Source organism: Azohydromonas aeria (assembly GCF_009760915.1).
GTDB lineage: Bacteria > Pseudomonadota > Gammaproteobacteria > Burkholderiales > Burkholderiaceae_C > Azohydromonas > Azohydromonas aeria.
In genome coordinates this window covers 26,449-39,249 of sequence record NZ_VIDQ01000071.1, presented here as the reverse complement: position 1 = coordinate 39,249, position 12,801 = coordinate 26,449, and the positions used below count along the sequence as shown (strand labels likewise).

13 protein-coding genes and 2 tRNA genes are annotated in these 12,801 nt (G+C 71.2%); 7 read left to right on the top strand and 8 right to left on the bottom strand.

Annotated elements, in window-relative coordinates; all coding sequences use genetic code 11:
• Window positions 1-437: 437 nt before the first annotated feature.
• The 4 genes from FJ694_RS28565 to FJ694_RS28550 form a co-directional block, all read right to left on the bottom strand.
• Window positions 438-528, bottom strand: a tRNA-Ser gene (locus tag FJ694_RS28565).
• A 149-nt stretch (window positions 529-677) separates the two neighbouring features.
• Window positions 678-1,973 (bottom strand): serine--tRNA ligase, encoded by a 1,296-nt coding sequence (gene serS / locus FJ694_RS28560; RefSeq protein WP_157270938.1) that lies wholly within the window; start codon window positions 1,971-1,973, stop codon window positions 678-680.
• A 114-nt stretch (window positions 1,974-2,087) separates the two neighbouring features.
• On the bottom strand, window positions 2,088-3,053 hold the full coding sequence (gene ispH / locus FJ694_RS28555) for a 4-hydroxy-3-methylbut-2-enyl diphosphate reductase (RefSeq protein ID WP_157270937.1): 966 nt from the start codon (window positions 3,051-3,053) through the stop codon (window positions 2,088-2,090).
• Complete coding sequence (locus FJ694_RS28550) at window positions 3,053-3,496, bottom strand: FKBP-type peptidyl-prolyl cis-trans isomerase (protein ID WP_232540264.1); 444 nt, start codon at window positions 3,494-3,496, stop codon at window positions 3,053-3,055. Before FJ694_RS28550 ends, ispH begins: the two co-directional genes overlap by 1 nt.
• 70 nt (window positions 3,497-3,566) lie before the next feature.
• Between FJ694_RS28550 and radC the strand changes: the two genes are divergently transcribed.
• Window positions 3,567-4,241, top strand: a complete 675-nt coding sequence (radC, locus tag FJ694_RS28545) for a RadC family protein (protein WP_157270935.1) — start codon at window positions 3,567-3,569, stop codon at window positions 4,239-4,241.
• A gap of 150 nt (window positions 4,242-4,391) precedes the next feature.
• A complete protein-coding gene (locus FJ694_RS28540; RefSeq protein WP_157270934.1) occupies window positions 4,392-5,030 on the top strand; it encodes a Smr/MutS family protein in 639 nt (212 codons plus the stop codon).
• A 24-nt stretch (window positions 5,031-5,054) separates the two neighbouring features.
• On the opposite strand, the gene FJ694_RS28535 is transcribed toward FJ694_RS28540, so the two are convergent.
• The 3 genes from FJ694_RS28535 to FJ694_RS28525 all read right to left on the bottom strand — a co-directional run bounded on the left by FJ694_RS28535 (window position 5,055) and on the right by FJ694_RS28525 (window position 6,500).
• Complete coding sequence (locus FJ694_RS28535; protein ID WP_157270933.1) at window positions 5,055-5,456, bottom strand: group II truncated hemoglobin; 402 nt, start codon at window positions 5,454-5,456, stop codon at window positions 5,055-5,057.
• 45 nt (window positions 5,457-5,501) lie between these two features.
• A complete protein-coding gene (locus tag FJ694_RS28530) occupies window positions 5,502-5,699 on the bottom strand; it encodes a heavy-metal-associated domain-containing protein (RefSeq protein WP_157270932.1) in 198 nt (65 codons plus the stop codon).
• A 129-nt stretch (window positions 5,700-5,828) separates the two neighbouring features.
• Window positions 5,829-6,500: a c-type cytochrome gene (locus FJ694_RS28525; protein WP_157270931.1), complete on the bottom strand. Its 672-nt coding sequence runs from the start codon at window positions 6,498-6,500 to the stop codon at window positions 5,829-5,831.
• A 157-nt stretch (window positions 6,501-6,657) separates the two neighbouring features.
• On the opposite strand from FJ694_RS28525, the gene FJ694_RS28520 reads away from it, so the two are divergent.
• Window positions 6,658-7,500, top strand: coding sequence for an AAA family ATPase (locus FJ694_RS28520; protein ID WP_157270930.1), 843 nt, complete (start codon window positions 6,658-6,660; stop codon window positions 7,498-7,500).
• A 66-nt stretch (window positions 7,501-7,566) separates the two neighbouring features.
• Here the strand turns inward: FJ694_RS28520 and FJ694_RS28515 are convergent, their stop codons facing one another.
• Complete coding sequence (locus FJ694_RS28515) at window positions 7,567-8,682, bottom strand: hypothetical protein (RefSeq protein ID WP_157270929.1); 1,116 nt, start codon at window positions 8,680-8,682, stop codon at window positions 7,567-7,569.
• A 168-nt stretch (window positions 8,683-8,850) separates the two neighbouring features.
• Between FJ694_RS28515 and FJ694_RS28510 the strand changes: the two genes are divergently transcribed.
• The 4 genes from FJ694_RS28510 to FJ694_RS28495 all read left to right on the top strand — a co-directional run bounded on the left by FJ694_RS28510 (window position 8,851) and on the right by FJ694_RS28495 (window position 12,708).
• The gene (locus FJ694_RS28510) at window positions 8,851-9,438 is read left to right on the top strand and encodes a GNAT family N-acetyltransferase (protein WP_157270928.1); all 588 of its coding nucleotides are present in this window, start codon (window positions 8,851-8,853) and stop codon (window positions 9,436-9,438) included.
• Window positions 9,439-9,441: 3 nt separating this feature from the next.
• Window positions 9,442-11,391 (top strand): S9 family peptidase, encoded by a 1,950-nt coding sequence (locus FJ694_RS28505; RefSeq protein WP_157270927.1) that lies wholly within the window; start codon window positions 9,442-9,444, stop codon window positions 11,389-11,391.
• Window positions 11,391-12,557: a vWA domain-containing protein gene (locus FJ694_RS28500; protein ID WP_157270926.1), complete on the top strand. Its 1,167-nt coding sequence runs from the start codon at window positions 11,391-11,393 to the stop codon at window positions 12,555-12,557. The genes FJ694_RS28505 and FJ694_RS28500 overlap by 1 nt, the downstream gene beginning before the upstream one ends.
• 76 nt (window positions 12,558-12,633) lie before the next feature.
• A tRNA-Arg gene (locus FJ694_RS28495) sits at window positions 12,634-12,708 on the top strand.
• The last annotated feature ends 93 nt before the right edge of the window (window positions 12,709-12,801 follow it).

Sequence of the window (12,801 nt, the reverse complement as noted above, 5' to 3'; positions counted from 1 at the left end):
CAGAGCGTTCGAGACCAGTAAAGGCCCCAGGAACTCCAGGCATCCCCGAAGCTCCGATGTGTCAGGCACCTCACCCAACGCCTCGAACGCCCACGCTTATCGGCTGTATGTTTTTAAAGAGCATCGAACCTTGTTTCGACCCGCTGCAGCAACCTGCTGCGCGTCTCGCTGTTTCGATCAGCGAAGCCTGCTATTCTGACACCTCTTAAAAACCTTGTCAAACGCTCAGGCTTTTCAATCTTCTGCCAATCAACCTCGTCGCTTGGCTCGTCACGCCAGCCGCGCATCGCGCCACCAGCACCCCAACTCACCAAGCATCGCCGTCGATCAGCGAAGCCGCAGATTATGACATCGTTTCTTAAACTTCGTCAACATCTTGCGGCGATTTTTCCGACCTGCCGATTGCATCGAGCACCCGGCGCGCCCAGCATTGCCGCTGGCGGAAAGGGAGGGATTCGAACCCTCGATACAGGAGACCTGTATACCGGATTTCGAGTCCGGCGCATTCGACCACTCTGCCACCTTTCCGGGAACCTTCACCGTGGTCAACCGGTGAAGCCTTGCATTCTAGCCTGACTTTTTGAAGCTGCGCCAGCCCTGGATGCGGGAACAGCGAAAAAACATCGTTGCCACGCTGCTCACCATCTCTTTACTGCCGCTGCGCCAGCCGTCCGCGCTCAACCGCGCAGCACTTCCATCCCGCCCAGGTACGGCCGCAGCGCGGCCGGCACGGCGATGGAGCCGTCGGCCTGCTGGTAGTTCTCCAGCACCGCCACCAGCGTGCGCCCCACTGCCAGACCGGAGCCGTTGAGCGTGTGCACCAGCTCCGGCTTGCCCTGCGCGTTGCGGAAGCGCGCCTGCATGCGCCGCGCCTGGAAGGCCTCGCAGTTGGAGCAGGAGCTGATCTCGCGGTAGGTGTTCTGCGCCGGCAGCCACACCTCCAGGTCGTAGGTCTTGGCCGCGCCGAAGCCCATGTCGCCCGTGCTCAGCGCCACCACGCGGTAGGGCAGCTCCAGCTTCTGCAGGATGGCCTCGGCGTGCGTGACCATCTCCTCCAGCGCCTCGTAGCTGCGCTCCGGGTGGACGACCTGCACCATTTCCACCTTGTCGAACTGGTGCTGGCGGATCATGCCGCGCGTGTCGCGCCCGGCGCTGCCGGCCTCGCTGCGGAAGCACGGGCTGTGCGCCGTGAGCCTGATGGGCAGCTGCGCCGCGTCCAGGATCTGCTCGCGCACGCTGTTGGTCAGCGGGATCTCGCTGGTGGAGATCAGGTACTGCTCGGCCTGCTCCTCGTCGCCGCCGCGCAGCACCCAGAACATGTCCTCGCGGAACTTGGGTAGCTGGCCCGTGCCCAGCAGCGCGTCGCGGTTGACGATGTAGGGCGTGTAGCACTCGGTGTAGCCGTGCTCGGTGGTCTGCACGTCGAGCATGAACTGGGCGAGCGCCCGGTGCAGCCGCGCCACGGGCCCGCGCATGAAGGCGAAGCGCGAGCCGGCTAGGCGCGCGCCGGTTTCGAAGTCCAGGCCCAGCGGCGCACCGAGGTCCACATGGTCGCGCGGCTCGAAGCCCAGCTCGCGCGGGCTGCCCCAGCGCCGCACCTCGACGTTGGCCGCCTCATCGGCGCCCACGGGCACGCTCTCGTGCGGCAGGTTGGGCACGCCCAGCAGCATCGTCTGCAGCTCGGACTGCAGCACGTCCAGGCGCTCGGCGCCGGCCTTGAGCTCGTCGCCGATGCCCGCCACCTCGGCCATCACCGGCGCGGTGTCCTCGCCCTTGCCCTTGAGCTGGCCGATGCGCTTGCTCAGCGCGTTGCGCTTGGCCTGCAGCTCCTCGGTGGCGGACTGGATGCGCTTGCGCTCCGCTTCCAGCGCGCGAAAGCGCTCCACGTCGAGGAAGGGCTGCGGCGACTTGCGGGTTTCGAGGCGGGCCACCACCGCGTCGAGGTCGCGGCGCAGCAAAGAGATGTCGAGCATGGTGAAGGTGTTCCTTTGAGAGGCCGGGATTGTAGGAAGCACGCCCCGCGCCCTCCCCTCGCCGCCCGCGCGCCCCGGGGCCGCCGGGGCTGCGCAGGCGCGTGCGGCGCCGCTTCAGGCCGGCTCGGAGCCGCTGGCGGCCGGGCGCTCGCTCAGGCCCCTGGGCAGCGGAAAGCGAATGTGCTCCTCCACGCCCTGCATGCGGCGCACGCTCAGGGCGCCGAGCTCGCGCAGGCGCTGGATCACCTGCTGCACCAGGATGTCCGGGGCCGAGGCGCCGGCGGTCAGGCCGACACGGACACCCTTGTCGAACCACTGCGGCTGCAGGTCTTCGGCGGCATCGACCATGTACGCCGGCGTGCCCAGGCGCTGCGCCAGCTCGCGCAGCCGGTTGCTGTTGGAGCTGGTGGGGCTGCCCACCACGATGAGCACGTCCACCGCGGGCGCGAGCAGCTTCACCGCGTCCTGGCGGTTCTGCGTGGCGTAGCAGATGTCCTGCTTCTTGGGCTCGCGCACCTGCGGGAAGCGCGCGCGCACGGCGGCGTGGATCTCGGCGGCGTCGTCCACGCTCAGCGTGGTCTGCGTCACCATGGCCAGCCGCGACGGGTCGCGCACCTGCACACGGGACACGTCCTCGACGTCCTCGACGAGGTGGATGCCCGCGTCGAGCTGGCCCATGGTGCCCTCGACTTCCGGGTGGCCCTTGTGGCCGATCATGATGAACTCGTAGCCCTCGCGCGCGAGCTTGGCGACCTCGACGTGCACCTTGGTCACGAGCGGACAGGTGGCGTCGAAGACGTGGAAGCCGCGCTCGGCCGCCTCGCGGCGCACGGCCTGGCTCACGCCGTGGGCGCTGAAGACGAGCGTCGCGCCGGGCGGCACCTCGGCCAGGTCTTCAATAAAGATGGCGCCCTTGGCGCGCAGGTCATTGACGACGTAGGTGTTGTGCACGATCTCGTGGCGCACGTAGATCGGCGCACCGAAGCGCGCCAGCGCGCGCTCGACGATCTCGATGGCCCGGTCCACCCCGGCGCAAAAGCCGCGCGGCTGCGCCAGCACCACTTCCTGCACGCCACCCATCACAGCACCCCGATGACTTGGACTTCGAAATTCACCGCCTGGCCGGCCAGCGGATGGTTGAAGTCGAACAGCAGCCAGTCCGGCCCGACCTCGCGCACCACGCCGGCATAGCTGGCCTGCCCGCCGGGCGTGGGGAACTGCACCACGTCGCCCACGCCGTACTCGGCATCGGGGTCGCCCAGCTCGCGCAGCAGCGCCAGCTTCACGCGCTGCAGCAGCTCGGGGTTGCGCTCGCCGAAGGCCTCGCCGGGCGCGAGCTCGAAGCGCTGGTGCGCGCCCTCGGTCAGGCCGATGAGGCGTGCCTCCATCGCCGGCGCGAGCTCGCCGGTGCCCAGCGTGAGCGTGGCGGGCTTGCCGCCGAAGGTGTTGACGAGATCGGCGCCGTCGGGACCCGACAGACGGTAGTGCAGGGTCAGGAAGGCCCCAGGCTGGATCGTGGTCACGGCGGTTGAAACTCTGGTCTGCGGAAAAGCCTTCAATTCTACGAGCCGGCCCCTGGCCGTCCTGGACACCATGCCATTGAAAGACCTGCCTGCCGACGCGCTGCCGCGCGAGAAGCTGCTGGCCCGCGGTGCCGGGGCGCTGGCCGACGCGGAACTGCTGGCGCTGCTGCTGCGCACCGGGCTGCCCGAGCTCAACGTGCTGCAGCTGGCCGACAAGCTGCTCACCGACTTCAACGGGCTGCCGGGCCTGTTGCGGGCACAACCGCAGCAGCTGGCGCTGATCAAGGGCCTGGGGCCGGCCAAGCAGGCCGAGATCGGCGCGGTGATGGAGATCGCGCGGCGCACGCTGGCGGTGGAGCTGGCGCGCTCGCCGGTGTTCGACGCGCCGGCCAAGGTCAAGGACTACCTGTCGCTGCGCCTGGCCGGACTGGAGCACGAGGTGTTCGCCGTGCTGTTCCTCGACAGCCAGCACCGGCTGCTGTGCATGGAGGAACTCTTTCGCGGCACGCTCACGCAGACCAGCGTGTATCCGCGCGAGGTGGTCAAGCGCGCGCTGCAGCTCAACGCCGGGGCGCTGATCCTGGCCCACAACCACCCTTCCGGCCTGGCCGAGCCCTCACGCGCCGACGAGTTCCTGACCCAGCGCCTGAAAAGCGCGCTGCAGCTGGTGGACGTGGCGGTGCTCGACCACCTGGTCATCGGCACCGGGCAGACCGTGTCCTTCGCCGAGCGCGGGCTGCTCTAGGCGCTCCAGGCGCCGGCCGCGGCGCCAGGGACCGCACGCGGCGCAAGGGCGCGCCGCCACCCGCGGGCGAAGGGGGCCGTCCTGCATGGACAATGGTTTTCCCGGACAGACCGACCCGCGCGCAGCGCATTGGAAGTAGCAGGACATCCCATGAACGTGAAGCTGCGCAGCCTGCACGACCTTGATGCCCTCAAGCGCGTGCTGGAACACCGCCGCCAGGAAGCCGAGCAGCTGCGCCAGCGCGAACGCGAGGCGGCGCGCCGCGCCCAGAACGCGGCCACGCTGTTCGCGCAGGCGGTCGGCCCGGTGCAGCCGCTCAAGGCGCACGGGCGCAAGCAGCACGATCTGCCGCGCCCGGCGCCGTGGCCGCGCCAGCGCGAGCTCGACGAGCAGGCGGCGCTGCAGGAGGCGCTGTCCGACGAATTCGACGTAGAGACGCTGCTGGAGACGGACGCGGAGCTGAGCTTTCGCCGCCCGGACGTCAGTCCCGACGTGCTCAAGCGGCTGCGCCGCGGCCAGTGGTCGATCCAGGCCGAGGTGGACCTGCACGGCCTGCGCCGCGACGCCGCACGCGAGCGCCTGGGCGCCTTCCTGCGCGAGGCGATGCAGCGCGGCCTGCGCTGCGTGCGCGTGGTGCACGGCAAGGGCCTGGGCTCGCCCGGGCGTCAGCCGGTGCTCAAGGGCAAGGTGCGCGCGTGGCTGGTGCAGAAAAGCGAGGTCGCCGCGTTCGTGCAGGCGCGCGGCAGCCAGGGCGGGCACGGCGCGCTGGTAGTGCTGCTGCGCGGCTGAGACCGCCGCCGCGGCGCCAGCCGCTCAGCCGCCCTTGTTGCGCATGAAGTCGGCGGTGTTGAAGAAGGCGTCTTCCAGGCGCTGCGCCAGCGCCGGGTCGAGGCCCTGCTCCTGCATCGCCTGTTGCATGCAGTGCAGCCACTGGTCGCGCTCGGCCAGGCCGATGGCGAAGGGCAGGTGCCGCGCGCGCAGCCGCGGATGGCCGAAGCGCTCGATGTAGTGGTTGGGGCCGCCGAGCCAGCCGCACAGGAACCAGTGCAGCTTGTCGCGCGAGCCCTGCATGTCGGCCGGGTGCAGGCGCCGGATGCCGGCGTAGGCCGGCTCCAGCTCCATCAGGTCGTAGAAGCGGTCCACGAGCCGGCGCACGGCGGGCTCGCCGCCCAGCAGCTCGAAAGCGTTGCCGCTGGGCGTGTCGTCGTCACTCATCGGGATACTGCTTGAAAGAAGAAATGGGGCCGCGGCGCGGCGGCTTCAGGACACGGTGGGCGTGTAGCCCTCCTCCTCCAGCACCTTGGCGAAGGCCTCGGCGGGCAGCTCGGACTCGATGCGCACCTTGTGCGTGGGCAGGTCGATGTCCAGCCGCGCGGCGGCGTCGAGCTGCTGCACCGCCTGGGTGACGGTCTTGACGCAGTGGCCGCAGGTCATGGTGGGCAGGGTGAACTCGATCATGGCGGGCGCTCCGGCAAAGGGGTCAGCCCGCGAGTATCGGTCCTGCGGCGCGCCGCGGCGGCGGCCGCAGCCGCGGCGTTGATCCGGGACAAGCCCGGCGGCGGCGCCGGGCGGGTGTGTCAGCGGCCGTCAGCGAAAGCGCGCCTGCGGCACCGTGTAGAGCTCGCCGGGCAGCGCGCCGATGTAGTCGGCCATGGCCTTGAGCTCGGCGTTGCTGAACTGCCTGACGATGCCGCCCATGATCGGGTTGGCGCGCCCGACGCTGGCGTTGTTCTCGGTGCGGTAGGCCTTGAGCGAGGCGAAGAGGTAGTCGGCGTACTGGCCGGCGATCTTGGGATAGCTCGGGTCGATGGGCTTGCTGAAGTTGGCACCGTGGCAGGACACGCAGGCCCCCTTGGTCAGCAGCGCAGCCACGTTCCTGGGCGCTTCGGCGGGCGTGGCCGGCGCGGGCGCGGCCTCGGCGGGCACCTGCTGGGCGTAGTGCGCGGACAGGAAGGCGATGTCCTGGTCGCCCAGCGAGGCGGCCACGCCCTGCATGGTCGAGTGCTTGCGCTCGCCCTTGCGGTAGGCCTGCAGCGCGGCTTCGAGGTACTTCTGGCTCTGGCCCGAAATCATGGGCACCTTGTAGACCTGCGGGAAGCTGGCCTGGTAGCCGGGAATGCTGTGGCAGCCGATGCACATCGCCACGCGCGAATCGCCGGCCGTCGCGCCGGTGGACGACGGGGCGGCGGACTGGGCATGCGCGGCGGCGGTGGCGAGGGAGCCGGCCAGGGCCAGCGACAGGGCAAGGGTCTTGGTCATCGTCTGGTTGGGGAGCTGAGGAGGAAGGCGGCCCCGGCAAGAGGCCGCCGCGGGACAGGACAAAGGGCAACTTGCGCGGCGTCAAGAAGCAGTCTAGGGGCCTCCTATACTGAGACGCCACCCCTGCAAACCCGCCGACACACATCGGCTGCGCGCCATGAGATTCCAAGGCTCCGAACAGTACGTCGCCACGCCCGAGCTGCGCCTGGCGGTCAACGCCGCGCTGACGCTGCAGCGCCCGCTGCTCGTCAAGGGCGAGCCCGGCACCGGCAAGACGATGCTGGCCGAGGAGGTGGCCAAGTCGCTGGGCATGCCGCTGCTGCAGTGGCACATCAAGAGCACGACCAAGGCGCAGCAGGGCCTCTACGAGTACGACGCGGTGAGCCGGCTGCGCGACAGCCAGCTCGGCGACGAGCGCGTCAGGGACATCCACCACTACATTGTCAAGGGCGTGCTGTGGCAGGCCTTCACGGCCGAGCAGCCCGTGGCGCTGCTCATCGACGAGATCGACAAGGCCGACATCGAGTTCCCGAACGACCTGCTGCGCGAGATCGACCGCATGGAGTTCCACGTCTACGAGACGCGCGAAACCGTGCGCGCGCGGCACCGGCCGCTGGTCTTCATCACCTCCAACAACGAGAAGGAGCTGCCCGACGCCTTCCTGCGCCGCTGCTTCTTCCACTACATCAGCTTCCCCGAGCCGGCGACCATGCGCGCCATCGTGGACGTGCACTTCCCCGGCCTGAAGCACGAGCTGCTGGCCGCGGCGCTGGACAACTTCTACCGCATCCGCAACCTGCCCGGGCTGAAGAAGAAGCCCTCCACCAGCGAGCTGCTGGACTGGCTCAAGCTGCTGCTGGCCGAGGACATCCCGCTGGAGGCGCTGCACAGCAGCGACGAGCGCGTGAGCGTGCCGCCGCTGGTGGGCGCGCTGCTCAAGAACGAGCAGGACCTGGCGCTGTTCCACAAGCTCGTGGCCATGCAGCGCCAGCACCGCTGAGACCCGCGTTCAAACGACGCGCCGCGCGACCCGGGCGCGGCTCCGGTCGCGTTCTCTTTCTGTTTGTCAGCGCAGGAAGCCGCTCATCGACAGCGACACCCGCGGCTCCAGCAGCTGACCCTCGGCATTGCGGCGCGCGCCCACGTCCAGCGCCACGCGCCCGGGCTGCAGCCACCAGCGCAGGCCGACTTCCCGGGCGATGCCGGTGGCCTCGTCGGCCCACTGCGCATAGACCATGTGCTCGCCCAGCGGGCGCCACAGCCCGGTGACGGCGGTGCGGGTGCGTATCTCGCCGCTGCGCCAGTTGCCCGTGCGCTGGCGGCCCACGCTCACGTCGAGCATGGCGTCAGGTCCGAGCCGCACCAGGCTGCCGGTGGCCAGCAGCGCGCGCTGGTCGCTGCTGACCTGGCCGAGCCGGCCCTCGCGCGAGCCCTGCCAGCCCAGGCGCACGCTGGTGGTCATCGGGGTATCGAGCGCCGACCACTGCTCGGACCGCTGCTGGTCGAGCTCCAGCCTGGCCGGCGCCTGCGGCGAGGCCGGCGGCGGCTTGTCCAGCAGCGCCGCCTGCTGCACCGTGGGCAGCACCACGCGCGAGCCGTCCACGCCCAGGCGCAGCTGGTCGCGGCCGCAGCTCTTGCGGAGCTGCTGCTGCCGTTCGTCGGTGCTGAGGCTGGCAAACGGGTCCACGTTGCACGACAGCGGTGCGGTGAAGGCCGTTTCCTTGAGCGGCACGCGCGGGCGCGCGGCGTAGATGCGCAGCGCGGCCAGCGGCTTGTCGGGCACGAGCTTGTAGGCCTGCGCCGACCACACGCTCGGCGCCGCGTAGGGTGCCGGCGGCAGCAGCGGGGCTTCCTCGGGCGGCAACAGCGGCGGCACGGGCGGCGGCGGCACGGGCTTGGCCGCAGGGCGCCACAGCGCCAGCAACTGGGGCTCGAAGCTTTCCAGGGGCAGCACGGCCCCGACCCGGCCGAGCGCACCCTGCGTCGCTGCGCCGGCCGCGGGCTGCGCGGTGAGAGCGGCCGGGGCGACGTCGCTGGCGGCCTGGGGCGGCGGCGGCGCCGCCTCGGCGCGGGGCTCGGCCGGCGGTGCCGCCAGCATGTCCGGCGCTGCCTCGCCCTGCGCCCAGGCGGTGGAAGCCAGCAGCACGCCACCCGCCGCCAGCCAGCCCATCGCCCTGCGCACTTGCGTTTCCGTCCCGACCGACACGACCTGCTCCCGCACCAACAACCCTGACCCCCGCCGGGTCCGACTGAAGGCGATGGTGCGATCATCCCGGGCCATGAAATTGAAGCAACAACGGCCCCTTTGCCGCCGCTGTAACGCCCTGCAAACGAGGTCCGGGAGGTCCACTTGAGCTGGCCCGCAGCCCTCCCGCTGCAGGGCCGCCACGCCGGGTTGCGGCTGCTGTCCCGGGACGACGCCCCGGCGCTGGCGCAGGCCTCGCAGGACGGCGAGCTCTGGAAGCTGTGGTTCACGCGCGTGCCCGCGCCGCACGAGGTCGAGGCCGAGATCGCGCGGCGCCTGGCGCTGCACGAGCGCGGCAGCATGACGCCCTACGCCGTGCTCGACGCCGACGGCGTGCCCGTGGGCATGACCAGCTACATGAACGTGGATGCCGACAACCGCCGCGTCGAGATCGGCAGCACCTGGATCGCGCAGCGCGTGCAGCGCACGCCGCTCAACACCGAGTGCAAGTTCCTGCTGCTGCAGCGCGCCTTCGAGGCGCTGGACTGCCTGGCGGTGGAGCTGCGCACGCACCGGCTCAACTTCAACTCGCGCCGCGCCATCGAGCGGCTGGGCGCGCAGCTCGACGGCATCCTGCGCCATCACCAGCGCCTGCCCGACGGCACCGTCCGCGACACCGCCGTCTACAGCATCACCGCCCCGGAGTGGCCCGCGGTGAAGCGCCACCTGCAGGCCCGGCTGGAGCGCGCCTGACCCATGAGCGCGCGCCGCCTGCACCCGCGCCTGCTCTGGCGCCTTGAACACCCGGGCGCCATCGCGCTGTGCGCCGACGCCGCGCGCGCGGCGCTGGAGGTGCACGCGGCCACCGGCGAGCGGATGGCGTCCCGCCTGTGGCTGCTCGACACGCGCCGCGGCACCGCGCCGCGGCCGCTGACGCCGCCGCAGCTGCACGCGGGCGCGCCGGCTTGGTCGCCGCGCGGCGAGCGCATCGCCTGCAGCGCCCGGCCCGTTGCCGATCCCCACGCCCCGGCGCAGCTGTGGCTGCTCGACCCCGCGCCGGACGGCGCCGCGCCCCGGGCGCTGACGGCCCTGCCCGGCGGCGCGCACGCGCCGCGCTGGCTGCCAGACGGGCGGCGGCTGCTGGCGGTGTCGAGGGTGTGGCGGGACCTGGGCGACACCGGCGCGCAGGCACGACGTGAGCAGTCCCGACAGCGGCTGCGGCGCCAGGGCGCGTGGGTCGAGGACGGCGCCGAGGCGCGCGCGGCGCACCTGCTGCTGATCGACGCGGAGTCCGGCGCGGTGCGCGACCTGTTCGCAGGCCTGGACTGCGCGCTGGACGAGGCGCCGCATGCCTTCGACCTCTCGCCCGACGGCCGCCGCGTGGCTTTCACCTGCGCGCCGCTGCTGCCGGGCGGGCCGCGCGCGCTGGCCGAGCTCGACATCGACGGCGGCGCCCTGCGCTGGCTGGTGCGCGACGCGGCCTGGGACTGCGCCGCCCCGCGCTGGGCACCGCCCTCGGCGCTGACCGCCGCGCGGCTGGCCTTCGTGGCGCGCCACGTCGGCCTCAAGCACGACCAGCCTGCGCAGCTGGCGCTGTGGGAGGAAGAGTCCGGCGCCTGGAGCGTGCTCAGCGCGGCCTGGGACCACGCCGTCGAGGCGCCGCTGTGCTGGGAGGAAGACGGCATCGCCGTGCTGTTGCGCGCGCAGCAGCACGGGCGGCAGCACCTGTGGCGCTTCGACGTGGCCGACCGCCGCGCCGAGGTGCTGGTGCGCGGCGGCTGGCTGCGCGCCTTCGACAAGACCGCCGGCACGCTGGTGACGGTGGCCGACGCGCTGGAGCATCCGGCGCGCGTGCACGTGCACCTGGCCGGCCAGCCGCCGCTGCGCGTCGAGCGCTTCAACCACGCGCGGCTGTCCGGCGTGGACCTGGGCGTGGCCGAGGAGGTCACGCTGCGCGGCGCCGGCGGCGAGGAATTCCAGCTCTGGCTGCATTACCCCCCGGACTTCGACGCGGCGCGGCGCTACCCGGTGCTGCAGCTGCTGCCCGACGGGCCGCACGGCGCCGCCGGCGAGCGCTGGCACACGGTGCTCAACCCGTCGCTGCTGGCGGCCTGGGGCGGCTGCGTGGTGGCGCGCGCCAACGTGCACGGCAGCGCCGGCTTCGGCTACGCCTTTCTCGGCAGCATTTCCCACCGCTGGGGCGAGCTGGAGCTGCAGGACCTGGATGCCGCCAGCGCCTGGCTGCAGCGCCAGCCCTGGGCCGACGCGCGCCGGCTGTTTGCCGCGGGCAGCGGCTACGGCGGCTTCCTGACGGCCTGGCTCAACGCGCGGCGCTCGCCGCACGCGGCGCTGGCCTGCCTGGGCGGCATCTTCGACTGGGACGCGATGCTCGCCAGCCGCGACTGGCCGCGCCTGGTGCAGGCGCTGGGCGCGCTGCCCTGGGCCGACCCGGAGCGGCTGCTCATCGCCAGCCCGCAGGCCAGCGCCGGCGAGATGCGCACCCCCACGCTGATCGTGCATGCCGCGCGCGACGCCCGCGTGCCGCTGCAGCAGGCGCTGGCGCAGCACCACGCGCTGCGGGCACTGGAAGTGCCGTCGCGGCTGCTGGTGCTCGACGCCGCCGACCTGCGCCGCCCGCGCCACGCCCGGCGCGTGCTCATCGAACTGCTGCGCTGGTTCCGGCGCCACGACCCTGCGAGAGCCTGATGCTGATCGACTTCTTCTACAGCCTGCGCGCGGCGAAGCTGCCGGTGTCGCTCAAGGAGTTCCTGACGCTGCTCGAAGGCCTCAAGGCCGGCGTGATCGGCCCCTCGGTGGACGAGTTCTACCAGTTCGCGCGCCTGGCGCTGGTCAAGGACGAAACCCTCTACGACCGCTTCGACCGCGCTTTCGGCGCCTATTTCAAGGGCGTGGAGCAGCTCGACGTGGCGCTGGCGCTGCCCGAGGACTGGCTGCGCCGCACGCTGGAGCGCGAGTTCACGGCCGAGCAGCGCGCCGCGCTTCAGGCGCTGGATTGGGACGAGCTGATGCAGACGCTGCAGAAGCGCCTGGACGAGCAGAAGGAGCGCCACGAGGGCGGCTCGAAGTGGATCGGCACCAACGGCACCTCCCCTTTCGGCCACGGCGGCGTGAACCCGCGCGGCGTGCGCATCGGCGGCCCCGGCAAGGAAAAGAGCGCCGTGAAGGTGTGGGAGCGGCGCGCCTTCCGGGACTATGACGAGAGCTCGGAGATCGGCGTGCGCGGCATGCAGCTGGCGCTGCGGCGGCTGCGGCGCTTCGCACGCGAGGGCGCGGCCGAGGAACTGGACCTGGACACCACCATCCACGCCACGGCGGCCAATGCCGGGCTGCTCGACATCCGCTTCGTCCCCGAGCGCCACAACAACGTCAAGCTGCTGCTGCTCATGGACGTGGGCGGCTCGATGGACGAGCACGTCAAGGCGGTGGAGCAGCTCTTCAGCGCCGCGCGCAGCGAGTTCAAGCACCTGGAGTTCTATTACTTCCACAACTGCGTCTACGACTTCGTGTGGAAGCACAACCGGCGCCGCCACGCCGAGCGCACGCTGACCTGGGACCTGATGCGCACCTACAACAAGGACTACCGGCTGGTGTTCGTGGGCGACGCGACGATGAGCCCCTACGAGATCGTGCAGCCCGGCGGCAGCGTCGAGTACCACAACGAGGAAGCCGGCGCCGAGTGGCTGCAGCGCCTGGTGCACCACTACCCGCACTGCGCCTGGATCAACCCGGAGCCGCAGGGGCTGTGGCAGTACCGCCAGAGCATCGCGCTGATCCAGCAGCTCATCGGCCCGCGCATGTTCCCGCTGACGCTGGCCGGGCTTGAAGGCGCGACGCGGCTGCTGAGCAAGTGAGCCGCTGAAGCCGGCCGCAGCGCCCCGCGCCGGAGCCCCCGGCGCGCCGTGCGAGAATCGCCCCCGCTGTCCGTCCCTCGCCGTAGTTCAATGGATAGAACGGCCGCCTCCTAAGCGGCAAATACAGGTTCGATTCCTGTCGGCGGGACCACTCTAGGCTTTCAGGACGGTTCACAAGCTCTCAGGCCCCTAAGCAGATCAACAGCTTAGGGGCCTTTTTCTTGTCACGTTGCCCCACAATGAC